The following is a 13,696-nucleotide window of genomic DNA, read 5'->3' as shown; positions in this document are numbered from 1 at the left end:
CCTCTCTCTAGAACGATCCAACCAGCGTTCCGAGCACGATCACCACGACGAGCGCGAGCAGCGCGCCCAGAATCCCGACGATGACGATGTCGCGATAGCTTTCGCGATGTGTCGAGCCGCACACGGCAAGCAGCGTTACCACTGCGCCGTTGTGCGGCAGACTATCGAGCGTTCCCGACGAAATCACCGCGACCCGATGCAGCAGTGCAGGGTCGATGCCGTACTGACCGGCCAGTTGCAGATAGGTGCTGCCGAGCGCATCGAGTGCGATGGTCAGGCCGCCCGATGCCGAGCCCGTTAGCGCCGCCAGCAGATTCGTTGCAACGGCAAGCGAGACGAGCGGACCACCGCCGATGCCGAGCACCCATTCGCGCACGAGCGCGAACGCGGGCAGTGCGGCGATCACCGCACCGTAGCCGACCAGACTGCCGACGCTCAAGACCGGCAGCACTGACGCATTCGCGCCCGCGTCGATGGTCTCGCGCAAAGCGGGCAAGCGACGGCGATTGAGCAGAATGAGCGCGACGATCGCAACGGTGAGCGCGACGCATACGCCCCACACGCCACCGACGGCCGCAAGTGAGGTTTCGCCCCAGCGGGCGTCCGCGAGATAGTCGGCGTCGAGACGCGGCAACACGATCACGTTCATCACGAAGTTCGTGAGTACGACGAGCACGAGCGGCGTGATCGCGACACCGAACGACGGCTGATCTTCGCTGACGTGTCCGTGGCCGATTTCGCCGGGATCGAAGCTTTGCGATACGGTCGCGCGCTCGCGCACGAGGCTCGAATCGGCCGCGGGCTTCGCGGTGGGCGCAGCCGCCGCGTTCGAACCATCGAAGCCTTCGTTGGCCGCTCTCGCGCGCGACTGTTGCAAAGACAGCCACCAGAGCCCGAAGCCTGCCATCACGATACTCGCGATAATGCCGAGCCCCGGCGCCGAAAACGGCGTCGTGCCGAAGAACGGCATCGGGATCGCGTTCTGGATCGCAGGCGTGCCGGGCAGCGCGGACATCGTGAAGGTCGACGTGCCGAGCGCGATCGCGGCTGGCATCAGACGGCGCGGAATATTGGCGGCCTGGAAGAGGGCGGTCGCCATCGGTGCGATCACGAAGAAGGCGACGAAGAGACTCACGCCCCCATACGTGACGAGCGCGCCGCCCATCACGACGGCGAGAATCGCCCGATGCGCGCCGAGTTTGTCCGTCATGTAGCTCGCAATCGCCTTCACCGAGCCGCTGTCTTCCATGAGCTTGCCGAACAGCGCGCCGAGCAGGAACAGCGGGAAAAACTGCGCGAGAAACCGCGCGGCGCTGATCATGAAGGTTTGTGTCCAATGCGCGAGAATCGGCTCGCCCGAAATGGCGGCGGCCAGCATCGCGGCGAACGGCGCGAGCAGCAACACGGTCCAGCCGCGATACGCAAAGCCGATCAGCAGCGCGAGACTGGCGAGCATGCCGAACAGTCCGAGACCCACCGCGAGCGGTGACAGGGTAGTGACGTCCATGGTCAGACTCCGTCGAGCAACGCGTCGAGATCAAGTGAAGAGCGCACGCCGATCGAGTCGCCGTGCTCGTCGAGGAACGCTTGCGCGGCAAGCCGTCCTTCGTCGCGCAGCATCGTCAGGAAACTCCACTCGGCGTTCAGCTTCGACGAGTAGCCGAGTTCCGTCATCACGTCGCTCGAGATGCGGTGAATGCGCATCTTCGCCCAGTGGCGGCCTTCGTCGCTGCCGGCGTCCGCCGCGCGGCGCAGCAGCGCGATCATGCGCAGCTCCTTCATGAGCGGTGCGTTGAACGCGACTTCGTTCAGGCGGCTGATGATCTCGCGCGCGGTGCGCGGCGTTTCATCGCGCTCGATGGGATTCACCTGAATCAGCAGCGTGTCGCTCGACGTGCATTCGCGCACCAGCGGCGTGATCGTCGGATTGCCCGCGTAGCCGCCGTCCCAGTAGTCCTCGCCATCGATCCGCACCGCCTGGAACAGCGTCGGCAGACAGCCTGAGGCGAGCAGCACGTCCGGCGACAGGTCGGCGTTGCGGAACACGCGTGCCTGACCGGTGCGCACACGCGTCGCGGTGATGAAGAGCTTGATCGGTGCGTCGCGCAGATGGGCGAAGTCAATCGATTCTTCGAGAATCTTCTGCAGCGGATGGACGCCGCGCGGATTCATGTCGTATGGCGAGAACATGCGGGCCGCGAGATCCATCGCAATGAAAAGCGGCGAATAATCGAGCGTCCAGCGGCCCATCAGCACGTCGAACGGGCTGCGGCGAAATGGACTGAAGACTGCCGCCTCGGACACGCGTCGCCAGAACGCTTCGAGCGTGGCGCGTGCGCCAGCCGCGCCATCGAGTTGATAACCGCTCACGAGCACGGCGGCATTCATTGCGCCGGCCGACGTGCCCGAGATACCTTCGATCTGTAGCCAGGGTTCTTCGAGCAGACGGTCGAGGACGCCCCATGTAAAAGCACCGTGCGAGCCGCCGCCTTGCAATGCGAGGTCGATGCGAGCGGGTGCGCGATGAGTTGATCGAGCTTTCGTTGCAGCCAAGACGACTCCTTGTTGAGGAGTGCTCCATTTCACGAGCTGGCGCCGAATGTCCGGCGGGCGAAGGAATTGCTGGCTAAACTTGTGAACTTTTCAACGGCATGCAGCGTGTTTTAAATGCGAGCCGCCGCACTGCAACATCCGTATTGAAAGTGGGCGATGCTTAAAAGTCAAGCGTATTCGTTTTGATTCACTGGCATTACGCCCAATAGCGCTATTGTGATAATTGTTCACATGCCCGTGCGTAACGATCGTGTCTTGCGAGATCGATCGAATCCGCCAGCGCGATCCGTCATTCATTCGTGCTCGCCGGGTACCGCTGCGAGGCGAGGTCAAACGCGGAGTCCGCCGCAATCGGCAAGGTTTATTGCAATGTTATGTATCGGCTGAGTGCGCAGATACATTACGACATAATTCGACCGACGGGTCAGGCTATAACGCCAACATCGCCCGATCACGGAGAACACCATGAGCACCGAGCTGTTGCAAGGATCCTGCCATTGCGGGGCCGTCAAATTCGAAGTCCGTACCCCGATCGTTCCGGCTGGCCGCTGCAATTGCAGCCTGTGCCGCCGCAAGGGCGCGCTGATGACGCCACTCTTTCCCGCCGGCGAACTGAAGATTCTGAGCGGCGAAGAGTCGCTCACGCTTTACCAGTTCAACACGAAGGTCGCGAGGCACTATTTCTGCAAGCATTGCGGTATCTATCCGTTTCATCAGACGCGTAAAGACCCGAAACTGTGGCGCGTCAATATCGGCTGCCTCGACGGTGTCGATCCCTATGCGCTCGAAGCCAGCGTTGCGGATGGCGCGAGCCTTTCCGTGCTGGAGGGCGCGTGAAACGCTTCGTTGCCATCGCGGTGTTCGTCGCCGGCGGCCTTGCGGCCGAACTCGCACATCCGTTCAGGTGCTCGTTCATTCAGGCGAACGGTGTGCAGCTCAAGCGCCGCAAGAGATAATCTCGCGATGGAAAATCCCGACCACGTACTGATCGTCGACGACGACCGCGGCATCCGCGAACTGCTCGCCGGCTACCTCGAGAAAAACGGCATGCGCGTCTCGCTCGCGGCCAACGGCCGGCAGATGCGCGCCGCGCTCGATAACGGCGCGCCCGATCTGATCGTGCTCGATCTGATGATGCCCGGTGAAGACGGCCTCGTGCTGTGCCGCGAGCTGCGCGCCGGCAAGTTCAGCGCGGTGCCCGTGCTGATGCTGACCGCGCGCAACGAGGAAGCCGACCGCATCGTCGGCCTTGAAATGGGCGCTGACGATTATCTGTCCAAGCCGTTCGCCGCGCGCGAACTGCTCGCGCGGATTCGCTCGGTACTGCGCCGCACGCGCATGCTGCCGCCCGGCATGGAAGTGACCGAATCGGCGCCGATGCTGTGCTTTGGCGACTGGCGGCTCGATACGACCGCGCGCCATCTGCTCGACGCGGAAGGCACGATGGTCGCGTTGAGCGGCGCCGAGTACCGTCTGCTGCGCGTGTTTCTCGATCATCCGCAGCGCGTGCTTACGCGCGACCAGTTGCTGAACCTCACTCAGGGGCGCCAGGCCGATGCATTCGACCGCTCGATCGATCTGATGGTGAGCCGTCTGCGTCAACGGCTGCGCGATGGCGCACGCGAGCCGCGTTACATCAAGACGCTGCGCAGCGAAGGCTACGTGTTTTCGGCGGCGGTAACCGCGATCGGAGATCCGCAATGAGCAGGCCAGCGTGGCTGCACGGTCCGCGTACGCTGTTCGCGCGGCTGGCGCTGATCCTGTTCGTCGGTCTCGCGCTCGCACAGACGATGTCGTTCTGGCTCACGATGACCGAACGCGACCAGACGATGACCAATGTGATGATGGGCTACATCGAGCGCGAGGTCGCGAGCTCGGTCGCGCTGCTCGATCATCTGCCGCCCGGCGCGCGCGCGCAGTGGCTGCCGCGTCTCGCGCGGCGCAGCTACGAGTTCATGCTGGGGCCGGGCGTGCCCGGCGTGCCGGTCGATGCGAGCCTGTCGGCGCGCGTCGCGCAGTCGATCGGCGACGGCATCGGCAAGCGTTATCCGCTGAGCGTGAATGCGGTGCCGGGTGACCGCGAGCGTTTACAGGTTCATCTGCGGCTGAGCGACGGTATGCCGCTCACCATCGATCTGCGGCCGATGTCCGGTGCGCCGCTGTCGCGCTGGTTGCCGCTCGTACTGATATTGCAGCTGATCGTGCTTGCCGCGTGCTGCTGGCTCGCGGTGCGGCTCGCGACGCGTCCGCTGCATCAGCTTGCCGTGGCGGCCGATACGCTCGGCCCCGATCTGAAGGCCGAGCGTCTACCCGAAGAAGGGCCTTCGGAAGTGGCACGCGCCGCGCGCGCGTTCAATGCGATGCAGGATCGAATCGCAACCTATATGACCGAGCGCATGCAGATTCTCGCGGCGATCTCACACGATCTGCAAACGCCGATCACGCGCATGCGTCTGCGCCTCGACGTGATGGAGAACGAAGCGGAAGCGGGCAAGCTGCGCCAGGATCTGCAGGAGATGGAAGCGCTGGTGAAGGAGGGCGTCACCTATGCGCGCACGATGCACGGCACGAGCGAAGTGCCGCGTCGTATCGATCCCGATGCGCTGTTCGACAGCCTCGTTTGCGATTACGTCGATGCCGGTCAGGACGTGTCCTTGCAGGGCAGCTTCGGCCAATCGCTGACATTGCGTCCGCAGGCATTGCGCCGCATCGTCGGCAATCTGGTCGATAACGCGCTGAAGTTCAGCGGCGCGGCGCAGATCGACATCGGCGCTTTGCACAACGGCGAGGCAACCGTCTCGGTGCTCGATCGCGGCCCGGGCATTCCGCCTGAATCGCTGGAGACCGTGTTCGAGCCGTTCTACCGGCTTGAGGGGTCGCGCAATCGTCAAACGGGCGGCACGGGGCTCGGTCTTGCCATTGCCCGGCAACTTGCGCTCGCCATGGATGCGACGCTCACATTGCATAACCGCGTCGGCGGAGGGCTCGAAGCGAGACTGACGTTGAGAAAATTATCCGGGACGTAAATCGGGCAGTGCAATAGCCGGAGAATCCACTGCGTACCCGATATGCATTATTACATCGTCGCCCAGACAGCATGGTTGTGAAATAGAAGCAAAAAAATGACATCGATTTTCAAATGGGCGATGGCAGTATTTATTGCACTGCAATCGATATTTGATTTCCGGGGTGGCTCGTGTTTTCCCTGGTACGCGGAGCATATCTGTAAAAAATCGATGTGAATCGAGTTCACATTTTTAGGCTTTTATTCACCGGCCGCCATTGAATGCGAAGTGTTGCGCGACGCAACGCATGCATGGCCGGCGTCCATTCTCATGCCGCGAATCCCATACTTCGGAACAATCTATGCAGTTGATTTGACTCGATTTTTCGATCAGGCCGATGATCCCGCGCTTGAGCCGCAGCGCGATTACGATTTATCGATGGCAATGGCACAGGCATTCACGAAAATGCTATCAATTCACTCATCGGCATCAAGCATTGCCTCAATAATTTATTCACATTGCACAGCATAAGCCTTATTCGCTCTGCCACTCAATTGACAAAAGCCAGCGGACGGACCATTCTTTTTCACGTGTGGCGGTTGCTGAGTAAGGTTGCCGATCCGGCCGCGATTGGCTGAGAGAAACGTTTCGTTCGAATCTGATTACCAACCTCGTTAAAAAGGTAACTAAAAAGGAATCCGAATGGCGTCCACTCCCCAAAAAATGTCGAGAATGCAGCTCACCGCCATGGTCGTGGGCGGCATGGTCGGCGCCGGGATTTTTTCCCTGCCACGGACTTTCGCCAATGCCACGGGGCCGCTCGGCGCCGTCATTGCCTGGCTGATTGCCGGCACCGGCATGTATATGCTGGCGCGCGTGTTCCAGGCGCTCGCGGAACGAAAGCCCGAACTGGACGCCGGCGTGTTTGCCTATGCGAAAGCCGGCTTTGGCGACTACCCCGGCTTTCTCTCGGCATTCGGCTACTGGATCGGTAGCTGTATCGGCAACGTCTCCTACTGGGTGTTGATCAAGTCGACGCTCGGCGCATTCTTTCCCGTATTCGGCGAGGGCAATACCGCGGTGGCGATCGTCGTCGCATCGCTCGGCATCTGGCTATTCCATTTCATGATCCTGAAAGGGGTCCAGCAGGCCGCCTTTATCAACAGTATCGTGACGGTCGCCAAGGTCATTCCGATCCTCGTTTTCATCGTCATCCTGATCTTCGGCTTCAGGATGGATCTGTTTCAGGCGAACCTGTACGGCGGCGGGCTCGACGGCAATATCTTCGAGCAGGTGCGAGCGACGATGCTCGTTACCGTGTTCGTGTTCATCGGGATCGAAGGGGCGAGCGTTTATTCCCGTTATGCGAAGAAGCGCTCAGACGTCGGGCAGGCCACGATCCTCGGCTTTATCGTCGTGACTTCGCTGATGGTGCTCGTGACGATGCTGCCGTACGCGGTGCTGCAACGCGCGGACATCGCGGGCATGCGGCAGCCTTCGATGGCGGCGGTGCTCGAAGCGGTGGTCGGGCACTGGGGTGCGATTTTCGTGAGCGTAGGCCTGCTGGTTTCGGTGTTGGGCGCCTATCTTGCCTGGTCGCTGATCTGTGCCGAAGTGCTGTTCACGGCGGCACAGACCAAGGACATGCCCGCCGTTTTCGCGAAAGAGAATGCCAACAAGGTGCCGGCCAACGCGCTGTGGCTGACCAACATCGTGGTGCAGCTTCTTGTCATCAGCACGTACTTCTCGCGGGATGCGTTCGCGCTGATGCTCAACCTCACCAGTGCGATGTCGCTGATTCCCTATCTGTTCGTGGCCGCGTACGGGTTCATGATTTCGAATCGCGGCGAAGGCTACGACGTGCGCCCCGAAGAGCGCAAGCGCGACCTCGTGATGGCGGCCATCGCCGTGATCTATACGGTCTTCATGATTTACGCGGGCGGGCTGAAATTCATTCTGCTGTCCGCCGTGCTGTATGCGCCGGGAACGGCGCTCTATATCTGGGCGAGGCGCGAGCAGAGCAAGGCCGTCTTCATTACTTCCGACTGGATCATCTTTATCGTCGTAGTCCTTGGCGCGCTCGTCGGCATCTATGGTCTTGCGAGCGGAACGATCACGATCTGACGGCATTCGATCGAACATGGCGGATCAACACTGGAATTCAGGAGAGCATCATGGCGAATACAGGTGAGTTGGGTGTTCATTCCGAGGTCGGGCAATTGCGCAAGGTGATGGTGTGCGCGCCAGGGCTCGCGCATTCGAGGCTCACGCCGAGCAATTGCGATGAATTGCTGTTCGACGACGTGCTGTGGGTCGAGAACGCGAAACGCGATCACTTCGACTTCGTGACGAAGATGCGCGACCGTGGTGTCGAAGTCGTGGAGATGCACAACCTGCTCGCGGAAACGGTGGCGGTGCCCGAAGGCAAGAAGTGGATTCTCGATAACCAGGTCGTGCCGAATCAGGTCGGCCTCGGCTTTATCGACGAATTGAGAAGCTATCTGGAAGGGCTCGACAATCGCAAGCTCGCCGAAACGCTGATTGGCGGTTTGTCGACGCACGACTTTCCGGAAGCGCACGGCGGCAAGGCACTCGAAGTCGCGAAGGAAGCGGCGGGCGGCACCGAATATCTGCTGCCGCCGTTGCCGAACACGCTCTACACGCGCGACACGACCTGCTGGATCTATGACGGCGTGACGTTGAATCCGCTGTACTGGCCCGCGCGGCATGAAGAGACGATCCTCACGACGTCGATCTACAGGTTCCACCCGGACTTCGCGGGCAAGGTCAACGTGTGGTGGGGCGATCCGACCGAGGACCACGGTCTCGCGACGCTCGAAGGCGGCGACGTGATGCCGATCGGCAAGGGCGTGGTACTTATCGGCATGAGCGAGCGCACCTCGCGTCAGGCCATCAGCCAGCTGGCCGCCACGCTGTTCAAAAAGGGCGCGGCCGAACGCGTGATCGTTGCGGCCATGCCGAAGATTCGCGCGGCCATGCATCTCGACACGGTATTCACGTTCGCCGATCGCGACTGCGTGCTGGTTGCGCCGGACTTCATGGCGAAGACGCGCACGTTCTCGTATCGGCCGAGCAGCCATCCGAGCGGTGTCGAACTGCACGCGGAGAACCAGCCGTTCACCGACGTGGTGGCCGAAGCGCTGGGTTTGAAGAGGTTGCGCGTTGTCGAGGCGGGCGGCAGCGATTATCAGCGCGAGCGCACGCAGTGGGACAGCGGCGCGAACCTCGTGTGCGCGGCGCCCGGTGTCGTCTATGCCTACGACCGCAACACGTACACGAACACGCTGCTGCGCAAGCAGGGCATCGAGGTGATTACGATCGTCGGTGCCGAGCTTGGGCGCGGACGTGGTGGCGGTCACTGCATGACGTGCCCGATCATTCGCGATGCAGTGAACTATTAACCGCTCCAGCAGATAACCGGAAAGGCATCGTTCGGTTGCCGCGTTTGCGGCAAGCGGCAGCGCATTCACGGCGACCGGATCTTGCCGGGCGGACGCAACTTCGTTGCGGCCGCTGTCCGGTTGCGGCCAAATACGGGGACGAGCTCAAATGAAAAGGCCCGAGTCACCTCAGCCGGTCACGCTGACCGAGGCGATCATTCCGATCGCCAGCCTCGTCGTACTGGTGGGACTGTCCTATTACCTGTTCGGCGACGCGGGCGCGAGCGGCCCGAATCAGGTGGGGCTCGTCGTCGCCACGATGATCTCGGTGTTTATCGGCTGGCGCCGCGGACACACGCTGGCTTCGCTCGGCGAAGCCGCGGTTGCCAGTGTCAGCACCGGCATCGGTGCGATCTTCATCCTGTTCGCGGTGGGTGCGCTGATCGGTACATGGGCGCTGAGCGGCACGCTCGTGGGCATGGTCTATTACGGGCTGAAACTGCTAAGTCCGAACTATTTCTATGTGACGGCGGCGGCGATCTGCGGTTTCGTTTCGATGAGCATCGGCAGTTCATGGACCGTCGCCGGCACGATCGGTATCGGACTGATGGGCATCGCGCAAGGCATGGGACTGAGCCCCGCGATCACGGCGGGTGCAATCATTTCGGGCGCGTATCTGGGCGACAAATCCTCGCCGCTCTCGGACTCTGCCAATCTCGCTGCCGCCGCAGCCGGTGTCGAGTTGTACCGGCATCTTCGCGAGGTTTTCCTAACCTCGGCGGTGGCGATGGTCATCTCGCTCGGCGTGTTCTATTTTTTCGGCCGGCCCGGCGATTTCGACGCGAGCGTCGAGATTCAGGCGATGCGCGGTGCGTTCCATATCTCGCTGTGGCTGTTTCTGCCGCTGATTCTCGTCATCGTGCTCGCCGTTTTCAAAATACCGCCATTTACCGCGATCTTTCTCGGCGCGCTGGCGGGCGGCTTGCTCGCGGTCTGCGTGGCGCCCGAACGCGTGATCGCGTTTGCTGCCGCGAGGTCCGACGTGCCCGTGTGGCTCGCACTCGTCAAAGGCGTATGGCTTGCGCTCGCGAGCGGCTACAAGGCGTCGACGGGCAATCCCGCACTCGACATTCTCGTCACACGTGGCGGCATGGAGAGCATGCTCAGCACGATCTGGCTCATCATTACCGCGCTCGCATTTGGCGGTGTGGTCGAAAAGTGCGGTGTACTCGAGCGTCTGATCGAGCCGGTCATCCAGAAAGCGAAGAGCGCGGGCGCGCTGGTGGCCTCGCTGGTAGGCGCGATTCTCGCCACCAATATCGTGACCGCCGATCAGTACATCGCGGTCGTGCTCCCCGCGCGCATGTTCAGGTCGGCTTTCGCACGACGCGGCTTCGAGCCCGTTGTGCTGTCGCGTGCGGTCGGCGATACGGGCACGCCAACCGGGGCACTGATTCCGTGGAATAGCTGCGGCGCTTATATGGCGGCGACGCTCGGCGTGTCCACACTCAGTTACGCGCCATTCGCGGTGTTCTGCTTCGTGAGTCCGCTGCTGACGATTGCGATTGCCTACGCGGGTATCCGCATGCCACGTCTTGCGGCCGGTGCTACAGAGGGGTCTGCATCCGCATCCGCTTCGACGGAGTCCGCGTCATCGTATCCAGACGAATGAAACCTGGTAAGGCGATTGATTCGAACGGAGGCAATTTCGCCATGCTCACGAATCGTTTGAATAGCGTTCTTTTCAGTTCTCGTTGTGATGTATGTCGTGTTGGTTTGCCGGGCCGCTTGAAGTCGAAAAGCTATTTACTATACTTTTAACGACTTCGAGAAAGCCCTGATTTCGTAGTTCATTCCTTTCTTTTCCCGCAGGGAGGTTTGACCATGAACAGACGCATTATCTCGCAGCTCGTTGCCTTCTCTTTTTCCGGTATTTCTCTGATTGCGATTGCGGCGGGACCGCCGCCGGACGCGGGCGGTGGCCCGATGGCCGGACCGGGCCGTCAGCAGGTGATGCCGTCCATTCCGCATCGGGACTGGCACAACGGCCAGCGTGTGCCGAACGAATACCGCCATAACAATTTCGTCATGGACGACTGGCGCGGGCACGGCCTCAAGGCGCCCCCGCGCGGACATAGATGGCTTGGGATCAACGGGGATTATGTGCTCGTATCGACGAACAACTGGGCCATTTCGACGATCGTCAGCGGCACGCAATGACGCAGTGACATTGCGCGCGCGGACATGCGCGCATGTCCGCGCTTCGTTACGTGAGTCGATGCACTGCGCCTGGCGGATCAGGTCAGCGAACACGTGAGCCAGTGATGGATGAGGCTCGCATCGAGCACCATCTCCTGCCGCGTCGGCGCCCCGAGTAATACGATAGTCTCTGGCCTGCCGTGTACGAGTACATGGATCACGACACAGTGGCCGGCCTCGTTTACGAATCCGGTTTTCTGCAACACGATAGGCCAGTTGTCGAAGCGAACCACCGGATTGGAGTTGACGTAGCGGAGTTCGCCATAGCCGGGGTGGGCGACGTAAGTACGGTCCGTCGTGAACCGATGGATGAGCGGATCGCGCGCCGCAACGGCAACGAGACGGGCCAGGTCTGTTGCTGTCGACACGTTATGCGGCGACAGGCCCGTCGGGTCACGGAACTGCGTGCGACGCATCTGGAGTGTGCGAGCCTCGTCGTTCATCGCTGCCACGAATGCGGGCCGCCCACCCGGGAAATCGCGGCTCAAGGCTGCGGCGGCCCGGTTCTCCGAAGACATCAAGGCGACATGGTACATATCGCGGCGCGAAAGCCGCGAGCCGACCGACAGCCGCGACCCCGTGAACTTGATCATGTCGCGATCACTCGCCGTGACCTGCAGAACGCCGTCGAGTGGCCGATGAGTTTTGCGCGCGACCACTGCGGTCATTAATTTGGATATCGAAGCAATGGGCCGGACTTTGTCGGCACGGCGGGCGAGGAGTGCCTTTCCGGTTCGGACGTCGACGACATAGAGCGAGTCCGAATGGAGCCGATGAGCCGCGTGCCTGTCGTAACCGCAGCGGGCGAGCAGGCGTGGCCCCGCAGTGCTGTGGTGTGCAGTGTGTCGTGTGTGCCGCAGGCGTCTGCGCTTGTGCCCGGCGATATGATGCTGCACGCGCAATGGATGCGATGTCACCGCTGGCCGACGCCTGGACGATTTGCCGTTGCTCGTGGATGGCCCCTGCACGGACGCACTCCCTGGATGCGACGCGAATGCGTTGGTCACGAATGCGGATGCAACGGCGAACGCGACAACCATGACACGGCACGTGCGACCACGAATCAAGCGTGCGGCTACCCCAATCAAACAGCCATCTCCCTGTTGCGGCCGCCTTGCGGGGCAGGGCGCACCGGACGAAACGGAATGGCAAAAGCCGCGAGTCCTTCTGCCGAAGGGCAATAGTTTGCGGTACCCGGCTTTATGCCGTCAACCCTGAAATGGACGGAAGCCGCTTGTATTTATTTCGTTATCCAATTTAATTGGAAAAATGATCCGATAATAGGTGTCGATTTTACCGGTATGACGGGGTGCTATATCGGACGCTAATTTTGCAAAGGTAGACGTCACTGCACGAATTGCTTATACTTTTCTGCGTTTCCATCACGTAATGACATATCCAATGGTGTACCGCGCGTCCTGTCCAGAGTGGCAATTCGTGTAGGTTTCACCGCATCAAACAGGGCCTCCGGTCCTTGCGCAGCACCTATCGTGCTGCCGCAATTTCTGCCGCCGTCGGGCGGCATCGTGCTCCAACGCGCTACGCGTTGCTGGGCGGAAAGCGACAACTGTACGAACGCGTGAGCGTTTGTCAGGTCCCCGATCACGCTCAATCGCCATAGGGGGCCTGGCTTGCTGCATGGCCGATGCGCCGGGCAGTCCGCTTCCTCATGTCGTTCGATATAGCGTCTTTCCTGTCCGTATTCATCACACGCTAAATCGACAAGGAGGAGTCTCGTCATGACGCAACGCACCGCCCGGATCATGGGCAGTCTGATTGTGGTCGTCGCCATCGCTGCGGCACTGGCGCTCGGCATCGGTGCCGACACATTCCGCAGCCGGGCTGGCGATCTCGCCTACTACACGGGGCAGCATCTGCTGCTCGTCGGTTATTCGATGGCGCTCGCGATTCTCGTGGGCGTGCCGGCCGGGGTCATCCTCAGCCGGCCGAAATTCAGGCGGCATGCGGAACGCGCGATGCAGATTTTCAACGTCGGTAACACGATTCCCTCGCTGGCCGTGCTGGCCATCGCGCTCGGCGTTTTCGGCATCGGCAGCGTGCCGGCCATCGTCGCGCTGTTTCTCGCCTCGCTTCTGCCGATCACGCGCAATACCTACGAAGGCGTGAAGAACGTGCCCGCCGCGCTGCGCGAATCGGCGCGCGGCATCGGCATGACCGGCTGGCAGTCGCTCACGCGCGTCGAGTTGCCGAATGCAATGCCCATCATCATCGGCGGCGTGCGCACCGCACTTGCAATCAACGTCGGAACTGCACCGCTCGCTTACCTGATCGGCGCCGATAGCCTGGGCTCGCTGATCTTTCCCGGCATCTACCTCGACAATCAGCCCTTGCTGTTGCTGGGTGCAGCGTTCACCGCCCTGATCGCGCTCGCGCTCGACATGCTCGTCGCGGCGGGCAATCGCCAGTGGCTCATTCGACATGGAGCCGTGGCATGATTTCCCGTTTGACGAAAGGCGG

12 protein-coding genes are annotated in these 13,696 nt (G+C 61.5%); 9 read left to right on the top strand and 3 right to left on the bottom strand.

Annotated elements, in window-relative coordinates; genetic code table 11:
• Positions 1-7 precede the first annotated feature (7 nt).
• Together F3J20_RS00975 and F3J20_RS00970 are read right to left on the bottom strand one after the other, a co-directional pair.
• Positions 8-1,507, bottom strand: coding sequence for a GntP family permease (locus tag F3J20_RS00975; protein WP_167037639.1), 1,500 nt, complete (start codon positions 1,505-1,507; stop codon positions 8-10).
• A gap of 2 nt (positions 1,508-1,509) precedes the next feature.
• Entirely contained in the window at positions 1,510-2,553 is a 1,044-nt protein-coding gene (locus tag F3J20_RS00970; protein ID WP_205192517.1) for a patatin-like phospholipase family protein, read from the bottom strand.
• A gap of 465 nt (positions 2,554-3,018) precedes the next feature.
• On the opposite strand from F3J20_RS00970, the gene F3J20_RS00965 reads away from it, so the two are divergent.
• The 8 genes from F3J20_RS00965 (at position 3,019) to F3J20_RS00935 (ending at position 11,179) form a co-directional block, all read left to right on the top strand.
• The gene (locus F3J20_RS00965) at positions 3,019-3,390 is read left to right on the top strand and encodes a GFA family protein (RefSeq protein ID WP_167037636.1); all 372 of its coding nucleotides are present in this window, start codon (positions 3,019-3,021) and stop codon (positions 3,388-3,390) included.
• Entirely contained in the window at positions 3,387-3,509 is a 123-nt protein-coding gene (locus F3J20_RS32355; RefSeq protein ID WP_345889821.1) for a hypothetical protein, read from the top strand. The genes F3J20_RS00965 and F3J20_RS32355 overlap by 4 nt, the downstream gene beginning before the upstream one ends.
• Before the next feature lie 7 nt (positions 3,510-3,516).
• Positions 3,517-4,257 (top strand): response regulator, encoded by a 741-nt coding sequence (locus F3J20_RS00960; protein ID WP_167037634.1) that lies wholly within the window; start codon positions 3,517-3,519, stop codon positions 4,255-4,257.
• Positions 4,254-5,579, top strand: a complete 1,326-nt coding sequence (locus F3J20_RS00955; protein ID WP_167281435.1) for a HAMP domain-containing sensor histidine kinase — start codon at positions 4,254-4,256, stop codon at positions 5,577-5,579. The genes F3J20_RS00960 and F3J20_RS00955 overlap by 4 nt, the downstream gene beginning before the upstream one ends.
• 681 nt (positions 5,580-6,260) lie before the next feature.
• Positions 6,261-7,682 (top strand): basic amino acid/polyamine antiporter, encoded by a 1,422-nt coding sequence (locus tag F3J20_RS00950; RefSeq protein WP_167037626.1) that lies wholly within the window; start codon positions 6,261-6,263, stop codon positions 7,680-7,682.
• Between the two features lie 50 nt (positions 7,683-7,732).
• Positions 7,733-8,980, top strand: coding sequence for an arginine deiminase (arcA, locus tag F3J20_RS00945; RefSeq protein ID WP_167281433.1), 1,248 nt, complete (start codon positions 7,733-7,735; stop codon positions 8,978-8,980).
• 148 nt (positions 8,981-9,128) lie between these two features.
• Positions 9,129-10,631 (top strand): Na+/H+ antiporter NhaC, encoded by a 1,503-nt coding sequence (nhaC, locus tag F3J20_RS00940; protein ID WP_167281432.1) that lies wholly within the window; start codon positions 9,129-9,131, stop codon positions 10,629-10,631.
• Between the two features lie 212 nt (positions 10,632-10,843).
• Positions 10,844-11,179, top strand: coding sequence for an RcnB family protein (locus F3J20_RS00935; protein WP_167281430.1), 336 nt, complete (start codon positions 10,844-10,846; stop codon positions 11,177-11,179).
• 77 nt (positions 11,180-11,256) lie between these two features.
• Here the strand turns inward: F3J20_RS00935 and F3J20_RS00930 are convergent, their stop codons facing one another.
• Positions 11,257-12,306 carry a serine hydrolase gene (locus F3J20_RS00930; protein ID WP_240162662.1) on the bottom strand — a complete coding sequence of 350 codons (1,050 nt, stop codon included), beginning with the start codon at positions 12,304-12,306 and terminating at the stop codon, positions 11,257-11,259.
• 651 nt (positions 12,307-12,957) lie between these two features.
• On the opposite strand from F3J20_RS00930, the gene F3J20_RS00925 reads away from it, so the two are divergent.
• Entirely contained in the window at positions 12,958-13,674 is a 717-nt protein-coding gene (locus F3J20_RS00925) for an ABC transporter permease (RefSeq protein ID WP_167281427.1), read from the top strand.
• Positions 13,675-13,696: the final 22 nt, after the last annotated feature.

The sequence above is a fragment of the Paraburkholderia sp. Cy-641 genome (assembly GCF_011752945.1).
Classification (GTDB): Bacteria; Pseudomonadota; Gammaproteobacteria; order Burkholderiales; family Burkholderiaceae; genus Paraburkholderia.
The sequence above is the reverse complement of the archived record's forward strand: the minus strand, read 5'-3'. Positions and strand labels throughout refer to the sequence as shown.